Origin of the sequence: Pseudoflavonifractor sp. HCP28S3_F10, assembly GCF_052065415.1 — a bacterium.
GTDB lineage: Bacteria > Bacillota > Clostridia > Oscillospirales > Oscillospiraceae > Pseudoflavonifractor_A.
In genome coordinates, this window is the sequence record NZ_JBQHUB010000014.1 from 63,612 (window position 1) to 71,310 (window position 7,699).

Consider the following 7,699-nt stretch of genomic DNA (forward strand, 5'->3'; position numbering starts at 1 on the left):
CTTCTCATCATTCAGGCTGTGTCCTGCCTTATACAAAGCGCGGTACGCGCATAAAGCCAAAGCGGCTGTACGCCATAGGCATACGCTCGATACTATAGTATACCATGCTTTGCATGAAAAGTATACTTAATTTTTCTTTCTCCCCCCGCCGTTTCTCCTGAAAGTTTTTGCTTTTCTCCCCTCTTTCCCTGTGGTACAATAGCTTCACTTAAGGAGGTCTTGCCGCTATGGAATCCATCCGGCCCGGGCGCTACCGCCATTTCAAGGGCAACGAATACCAGGTGCTGGGCACCGCCCGCCATTCCGAGACCGAGGAGCTGCTGGTGGTCTACCGTCCCCTGTACGGGGAGGGCGGGCTCTGGGTGCGTCCCCTGGCCATGTGGAACGAGCATGTGGAGCGCCCAGGCTATTCCGGCCCCCGCTTCACCTATATCGGGGAGGACACGCAATGAACATTCAGATTTTTGGCAAATCCAAGTGTTTTGATACCAAAAAGGCCCAGCGGTACTTCAAGGAGCGGCGCGTCAAATTCCAGTCGGTGGACCTGCTCAAATACGGCATCAGCAAGGGCGAACTGACCAGCGTGAAGAATGCGGTGGGGCTGGAGGCTCTCATTGACACCGGCAATCCCGACGCTGCTCTGGTCACCTATCTGGCCTACGACGCCGACAAGCTGGAAAAGCTGCTGGACGACCCAAGGCTGCTCCGCACCCCCATCGTCCGCAACGGACGCCAGGCCACCGTGGGCTACTGCCCCGACGTGTGGAAGACCTGGGAATGACCAAAGGAGGGGATCATCATCCGTCCTTCCATCACAGCTATCCGCCTTCTCTCCGGTGAGGAGCGCGAGGCCCTCCGGCGGCTGGAGGAGACCTGCCGCCGTGCCGAGCCCATGGGGCTGTCCTGCCCCGACTCGGATGTGCTCAGCGCCCATCCGGGCATGCCCCTCTTTTTTCTGGCCCGGGAGGATGGGGAATTGACAGGGGCCCTCGCTCTGTTTGACCCGGAGCCCCATGAGATCGAGGTCACCGCCCTTGTCCGGCCCGACCGCCGGCGGCAGGGGCTCTTCACCGCCCTGTGGAAGTGTGCGCGGCAGGCTGCCGCCCCTTTCCGGCCGGAACGGGCCCTTTTCTGTGTGGATCCGGCCTGCCCCAGCGGAGAGGCTGTCCGCCGCCGCTTTCCCCTGTCGCTTGACCACAGCGAGTCCACCCTGGTCTATGACCGGAGCACCGTCCTTCCTGCCGTGGAAAGCGGCCTTATCCTCCGCCCCGCCGGTGAAGCCGATTTTCCCGCCCTGACGGAGATCGCTGCCGCCGCCTTCAGAGACTCGCCGGAGGAGGCCGCCCACATCCTCGCCTCCTTCCGTGAGGACGTCCACTCCGCCGTATTCGCCGCCTGCCTGGAAGGGGCACCCGTGGGCCAGATCGTCCTGCGCCAGCAGGAGGACGCCCTCTATCTCTGCTCCCTCTGCATCCGTCCCGACCGGCAGGGCCGGGGGCTGGGCCGGGACATGCTGACCCTGTCCCTGAACGAGGTCCTGGGCCGCTGGGGCGGCCTCATCCGCCTGGACGTGGACCTGGAGAATGCCGCCGCCCTGGGGCTGTACACCGGCCTTGGCTTCCGGGAGGAGCGGCGCTGCGACTATTACGCCCTTCCCCTGTAAGAGTCGCCGCTCCGGTTCTTTCCGCTCCCCCGACGGAATAGGCTTTATACTGGCTTTTGCAAAACAACTGAATGGTTTTATCGGGAGGCGCCGCCATGCACGCTCTGATCTGTTCCCCTGCCTGTTCCCTCTTTCTCCACCCCCAGCCCGGAAGCGAGCGGGCCGACGAGGTGCTCTCCGGCGACACGGTGGAGCTGCTGGAGCAGCCCTGCCCCGGCTGGTACCGGGTCCGCACCTCCTACCGCTACGAGGGCTATCTCCGGGACGGCCCCGCCCTGTGCTCCGATCCCGCCGCCGTCCGGGACTGGAATGCCCGCCCCCTGGCGGTGGTGGGCCAGGCTTTCTGCGATGTGCTCTCCGGCCCCCGGGTGGGGGCGGCGCTGGTGGAGACCCTTCCCCGGGGGGCGCTGGTCCTGCCCCTGGGAGAGGACCTGGAGGGCTGGCGGCCTGTGGGGCTGTGCGGCGGCCGGCAGGGCTATGTGAAGTCGGGTCATCTGATCCCCCGGTATACCGCCCCCGTCTCCTCCTGCGAGACCGCTTTCCGCGCCGCGGTGGCCGCCGCCGCCCGCAGCTACCTGGGCGCCCAGTACCGCTGGGGCGGCCGCACCCCTCTGGGCATCGACTGCTCGGGTCTGGCTTTCATGGCCTACCGGCTCAACGGCGTCACCATCTACCGGGACGCCAGGATGGAGCCCGGCTTTCCCGTCCATCCCATCCCCCTCTCCCGGATGGACACGGGGGACCTGATCTTCTTCCCCGGCCATGTGGCCGTTTCCCTTGGCGGAGGGCGCTACATCCACTCCACCGCCCGGGCCGGCAGCGACGGCGTGGTGATCAACAGCCTGAACCCGGAGCATTCGGACTACCGGGAGGACCTGGCCCGCTCCATCACCGCCGTGGGCAGTATTTTCTGAAGGCGTTTTCTTCTCAATTGGTCTATTCCCACAAAATCCAGCATCCCCCTCTTTTCATCTCAGAGGATATCACGTATAATGGTTTTGATATTTTGACCCTTTTTGCCCCGGCAGCGGGCCGGTCCCAATACAAAGGAGGTCTTTCATGAACATCCTCATCATCGGCGGCGTGGCTGCCGGCACCAAGACCGCGGCCAAGCTCAAGCGCATCGACCGTAGCCTCAACGTCACCATCCTCACCAAAGACCGGGACATCTCCTACGCCGGCTGCGGCCTGCCCTACTACGTAGGCGGCCTGATCGGGACCCGGGAGGAGCTCATCGTCAACACCCCGGAGAAGTTCTCCGCCCTCACCGGCGTGGAGGTGCTGACCCGGCGGGAGGCCGTGGTCCTGGACAGCACCGGCAAGACCGTCACCGCCAAAAATCTAGACACCGGCGCCGAGGAGCGCTATGCCTATGACGCCTGCGTCATCGCCACCGGCGCCTCTCCCATCGTGCCCCCCCTGCCCGGCATGGACCTGACCGGCGTATTCAAGCTCCGCACCCCCGACGACGCCATCGGCCTGCGGGCGTACATCGAGAACAACAAGCCCCGCCGGGCCGTGGTGGTGGGCGGCGGCTTCATCGGCCTGGAGGCCGCTGAGAACCTGAAGGCCCAGGGCCTTTCGGTCACCGTGGTGGACATGGCCCCCCAGGTCATGCCCAACATCTTCGACCGGGAGATGGCCGGCTTCGTCAAGGCCCACCTGCAGAAAAACGGCATCCGGGTCCTCACCTCCACCCCGCTGGAGTCCATCCTGGGCAGCGGCCGTGTGGACGCCGTAAAGACCGGCGGCGGCACCCTCTCCGCCGACGTGGTGGTACTCTCCATCGGCATCCGGCCCAACACCGCCTTCCTCCAGGACAGCGGCATCGAGCTCTTCAAGGGCACCGTGGTGGTGGATGACCAGATGCGCACCAGTCTGCCCGACGTATATGCCGCCGGTGACTGCGCCATGGTCAAAAACCGCGTCACCGGCGCCGGCCAGTGGTCGGCCATGGGCTCCTCCGCCAACTATGAGGGCCGCACCCTGGCCCAGGTGCTGGGAGGGGACGGCTCCGCCCGCTATCCCGGCGTGCTGGGCACCGGCGTGGTCAAGCTGCCCGGTCTCAACTGCGGCCGCACCGGACTCACCGAGGAGGCCGCCCGGGCCGCCGGCTACGATGTGGAGACCGTGCTGGCCGTCACTGACGACAAGGCCCACTACTATCCCGACTCCGGCGAGTTCATCACCAAGCTCATCGCCGACCGGGCCAGCCACAAGCTGCTGGGCATACAGGTCCTGGGCGGCGGCGCGGTGGACAAGATGGTGGACATCGCCGTCACCGGCATCTCCATGGGCGCCCGGCTGGAGGATTTCTCCAACCTGGACTACGCCTACGCGCCCCCCTTCTCCACCGCCATCCACCCCTTCGTGCAGGCGGTCTATGTGCTGCTCAACAAGCTCTCCGGCGAATATGAGACCTTCACCCCCGCCCAGTTCGCCGCCGGCGAGGCCGCCGGTTATACCATCGTGGACACCGGCGTCCAGCCCGTGGTCCCCGGCGCGCTGCGCCTGGAGCTCACAGAGGTCAACGGCCCTGTGGAGGGTCTGGACAAGGACGCCAAGCTGCTGCTGGTGTGCAACCGGGGCAAGCGGGCCTATTTCCTGCAGAACCGCCTGAAATACTACGGCTACACCAACACCCGGGTACTGGAGGGCGGCGTCACCTTCAACCAGGTGAAGGCCCCCGGCGTGACTGCCTCCGTCACTCCCGAGCAGATCACCGCCGTGAAGGCCCTGGGCTTCCTCTTCGACAAGCGCAGCGCCGACAAGTTCAACGGCCGCATCATCACCCGCAACGGCAAGATCACCGCCGAGGAGCAGATGGCCATTGCCGAGGCCGCCCAGCGCTTCGGCTCCGGCGAGGTCACCATGACCTCCCGTCTGACCCTGGAAATCCAGGGCGTGCCCTATGAGAACATCGAGCCCATGCGGGAGTTCCTGGCCCAGGCCGGACTGGAGACCGGCGGCACCGGCTCCCAGGTCCGCCCGGTGGTCTCCTGCAAGGGTACCACCTGCCAGTACGGCCTGATCGACACCTTCGACCTCTCCCAGGAGATCCACGAGCGCTTCTACGAGGGCTATCACGGCATCAAGCTGCCCCACAAGTTCAAGATCGCCGTGGGCGGCTGCCCCAATAACTGCGTCAAGCCCGATCTGAACGACCTGGGCGTGGTGGGCCAGCGGGTCCCCCAGGTAGACCTGGACAAATGCCGCGGCTGCAAGCTCTGCCAGGTGGAGAAGGCCTGTCCCATCCATGTGGCTTCCCTGCAGGACGGCAAGCTGGTCATCGACCCCGACCAGTGCAACCACTGCGGCCGCTGCGTGGGCAAGTGCCCCTTCCACGCTGTGGAGGGCTATACCAACGGCTACCGCATCTTCATCGGTGGACGCTGGGGCAAGAAGGTGGCCCAGGGTCTCCCCCTCAGCCCCGTGTTTACCAGCCGTGAGGAGGTCCTCTCCGTCATCGAGAAGGCCATCCTCCTCTTCCGGGAGCAGGGCATCACCGGCGAGCGCTTTGCCGACACCGTGGCCCGTCTGGGCCTGGAGAATGTGGAGCGGCAGCTCCTCAGCGACGAGCTCCTTGCCCGCAAGGATGAGAACCTGAAAGCCCAGAAGCACCTGAAGGGCGGCGCCACCTGCTGATCCTCCTGTATACATGACAGATCCCGCCGCTCCCATGGGAGCGGCGGGATCTTGCTGTTATTTTTCCTGCCGGTAGGCGGCCACCCACTGGGCCGCGATGATCCGGTCCTCCGCCACCGTCAGCTCCAGCAGGCTGTCCCCGGCAGAGCCGGGCACAGGCCGGCTCTCAAAGTAAAACTGTTCGTAAGAGCGGTCCTCCGGCCAGATCCCGTTAGCGGGCAGGTTGATGGGGCCCAGCTCCACCTCCCTGTCAATGGGGAGGGTCCAGGGTCCCTGTTCCATCGCCCGCCAGGTCATGGTCTCCCGAGAGGCCGACAGGGGCTGAAAGGTGAAGGTACGGGCCTGGGCGTCGTAGCTTCCCTCCTTGGCATGGACCACCCCGGACCACTTCTCCTGATCCGCGCCGTCCGACGTCCCGGCCGCCTGTTCCGGCTCTGTCCAGGTCTCCTGCACGGCCTCCAGAGAGATGACACCGCGCGCCTTCCCGTCGGACACGGTGATGGTACACCGCGCTTCCTCCGCCAGCGCCCGGGCCAGGCTCTCTTCACGGACGGCATTGTTCCCCGACTCAAAGCGGACCTCCCAGGTCCCGCTCTCCCCATCCGGCGCCATAAGAAAGCCCTGGATGTTCTTGAAGCCCGTCAGCCGCCGCAGCGCCTCGCTGGGCTCCAGCTCCCAGCTCAGCCCCGCAAGGGCTGTCTCATCCGCACAGGCCACCGGGAGGGTATAGGTCACATTGTGGATGGCGGTCCCGCCACTCCAAAAGGCGTTCTCCTCCACCGTCACCCGAAGTTCCCCGATCTCCAGCCCTTCCGGGAGCGTGGTCTTCTCCCCGCAGCTCACCAGACTCCCGGCCAGCAGGGCCGCGCACACCGCCGCCGCCAGGGCCAGGCGCCCGGGCCGCCGGGGCGTGCCGTCCATCAGACTGACAAAGCGCCGTTTCAGGTCCCGCCGGCCGCCGGAGAACCGGGAGGTCAATGCCGCTGCAGAAGCATGCCCGCCCACCGCCGTGCGCAGCAGGGCGGCGCCGTAACGGCGGCGGTAGTCCGCCCCCTGCCCCCGCAGGATCTGGGCGTCGCAGGCCAGCTCCGCCTCCCGGCCGGCCGCCCGGCGGAAGAGCCACACCGCCGGGTTGAACCAGTGGAGGGCGTTGGCCGCTGTCAGGAGCAGCTGATACCACAGGTCCCGCCGCACAAAGTGGGTATACTCGTGGAGAAGGGCGAATTCCCGCTCCTCCCCCTCCAGCCCCTGGGGCAGCACGATGACCGGAGCGCGAAAGCCCATCAGAAGAGGGCTTTCCGCCAGAGGACACTCCCATACCGGCAGTCCGCCGTATTCTCCCGCCTTTCGGCTCCACCGGCGGACCGTCCGCCGAAAACGGAGGTAGTCCGCCCCCTGCCACAGCAGGAAGCCGGACGCCCCCGCCGCCCACAGTACAAAGACCGCACCGTCAGCCGGGATAAGAGCCGAACCGGAGACGCTCCCAAGCACCGTGGGACCGCCCTCTTCTGCCTCGCCGGCCGCCGGTCCCGTCGGAAGGGGCCGGACGGCAGAAACATCCGCCGGTTCCGGGGACACGGTGATACGGTATTCTGCCGCCGGAGCGGCCAGGCGCACCGGCGCCCCCGGCAGGCTGATGTTCAGGGGGATGACCAGCCGTACCGCCACCGCCAACCAGACCCAGTACCGCCAGGCCGGGGCGAAGCGCCGGTCCAGCACCGGCGTCAGGGCCAGCAGGCCCCCAATGACCGCCGTCATCGCCAGCGACACCTCTGCCAGCCCGGCCAAAAAGGCGTTCATTCCGGCCCGCCCCCCTTCAATATCTCCTCCAGCTCGGCCACATCCCGCTCCGAGATGGCCCGGCTCTCCATCAGCGCCGCCACCAGGCTGGGCAGGGACCCGCCGTGGAGCCGCCGGAGGAAGCTGCGGCTCTCAGCGGCCAGGTACTCGTGCCGCTCCACCAGAGGGCGGTACCGGTTACTGCGGCCCGCCTTCTCCCGCGCCACGAACCCCCGCTCCTCCAGCCGGGACAGGAGCTTGAGCAGCGTGGCCATGTGCCAGCCCCGGCCAGACAGCTCCTCCATCAGCGCCCCGGAGGACACGGGATACTCCTTCTGCTTCCAGAGCGCCTGCATCACCTCCAGCTCGGCGTCAGGCAGGTGGGGATATCCCTCCATATTCCGTCCCTCCTTCCATTAGACATTTGTCTTTCCATATTTATTTTACAATTGTCTAATACTGTTGTCAAGTGCCTGTGTAAAACTCCCTTTTCCCCTGAGTGTTGACGAAATCATTTTTAAAGGCAAAACAGGCCATAAAAAAGGGGGGGGGGGGCGGCCCGCGGCGCCCCCCCCGCGGGTGGCATATCGCGGTCCGGTGCGTGCGGATTTT

General features: G+C 66.0%; 7 protein-coding genes. 5 read left to right on the forward strand and 2 right to left on the reverse strand.

Annotated elements, in window-relative coordinates; genetic code table 11:
* Positions 1-227: 227 nt before the first annotated feature.
* From ACTNBZ_RS07855 to ACTNBZ_RS07875, 5 genes are all read left to right on the forward strand, one after another.
* The gene (locus tag ACTNBZ_RS07855) at positions 228-452 is read left to right on the forward strand and encodes a DUF1653 domain-containing protein (protein ID WP_441209118.1); all 225 of its coding nucleotides are present in this window, start codon (positions 228-230) and stop codon (positions 450-452) included.
* Positions 449-781, forward strand: a complete 333-nt coding sequence (locus ACTNBZ_RS07860; protein WP_441209119.1) for an arsenate reductase family protein — start codon at positions 449-451, stop codon at positions 779-781. Before ACTNBZ_RS07855 ends, ACTNBZ_RS07860 begins: the two co-directional genes overlap by 4 nt.
* Positions 782-892: 111 nt before the next feature.
* Positions 893-1,663 (forward strand): GNAT family N-acetyltransferase, encoded by a 771-nt coding sequence (locus tag ACTNBZ_RS07865; protein WP_441209120.1) that lies wholly within the window; start codon positions 893-895, stop codon positions 1,661-1,663.
* A 95-nt stretch (positions 1,664-1,758) separates the two neighbouring features.
* Positions 1,759-2,577, forward strand: a complete 819-nt coding sequence (locus ACTNBZ_RS07870; RefSeq protein ID WP_441209121.1) for a C40 family peptidase — start codon at positions 1,759-1,761, stop codon at positions 2,575-2,577.
* 145 nt (positions 2,578-2,722) lie between these two features.
* Positions 2,723-5,308 carry an FAD-dependent oxidoreductase gene (locus ACTNBZ_RS07875; RefSeq protein WP_441209122.1) on the forward strand — a complete coding sequence of 862 codons (2,586 nt, stop codon included), beginning with the start codon at positions 2,723-2,725 and terminating at the stop codon, positions 5,306-5,308.
* Positions 5,309-5,365: 57 nt separating this feature from the next.
* Here the strand turns inward: ACTNBZ_RS07875 and ACTNBZ_RS07880 are convergent, their stop codons facing one another.
* The gene (locus ACTNBZ_RS07880) at positions 5,366-7,108 is read right to left on the reverse strand and encodes a M56 family metallopeptidase (protein WP_441209123.1); all 1,743 of its coding nucleotides are present in this window, start codon (positions 7,106-7,108) and stop codon (positions 5,366-5,368) included.
* On the reverse strand, positions 7,105-7,485 hold the full coding sequence (locus tag ACTNBZ_RS07885; protein WP_441209124.1) for a BlaI/MecI/CopY family transcriptional regulator: 381 nt from the start codon (positions 7,483-7,485) through the stop codon (positions 7,105-7,107). Before ACTNBZ_RS07885 ends, ACTNBZ_RS07880 begins: the two co-directional genes overlap by 4 nt.
* Positions 7,486-7,699: the final 214 nt, after the last annotated feature.

Coding starts and splice junctions, on each gene's coding strand:
- ACTNBZ_RS07860 (WP_441209119.1), top strand. CDS start 449: ATGAACATTCAGATTTTTGGCAAATCCAAGTGTTTTGATACCAAAAAG.
- ACTNBZ_RS07885 (WP_441209124.1), bottom strand. CDS start 7,485: ATGGAGGGATATCCCCACCTGCCTGACGCCGAGCTGGAGGTGATGCAG.
- ACTNBZ_RS07880 (WP_441209123.1), bottom strand. CDS start 7,108: ATGAACGCCTTTTTGGCCGGGCTGGCAGAGGTGTCGCTGGCGATGACG.
- ACTNBZ_RS07855 (WP_441209118.1), top strand. CDS start 228: ATGGAATCCATCCGGCCCGGGCGCTACCGCCATTTCAAGGGCAACGAA.
- ACTNBZ_RS07865 (WP_441209120.1), top strand. CDS start 893: ATGGGGCTGTCCTGCCCCGACTCGGATGTGCTCAGCGCCCATCCGGGC.
- ACTNBZ_RS07870 (WP_441209121.1), top strand. CDS start 1,759: ATGCACGCTCTGATCTGTTCCCCTGCCTGTTCCCTCTTTCTCCACCCC.
- ACTNBZ_RS07875 (WP_441209122.1), top strand. CDS start 2,723: ATGAACATCCTCATCATCGGCGGCGTGGCTGCCGGCACCAAGACCGCG.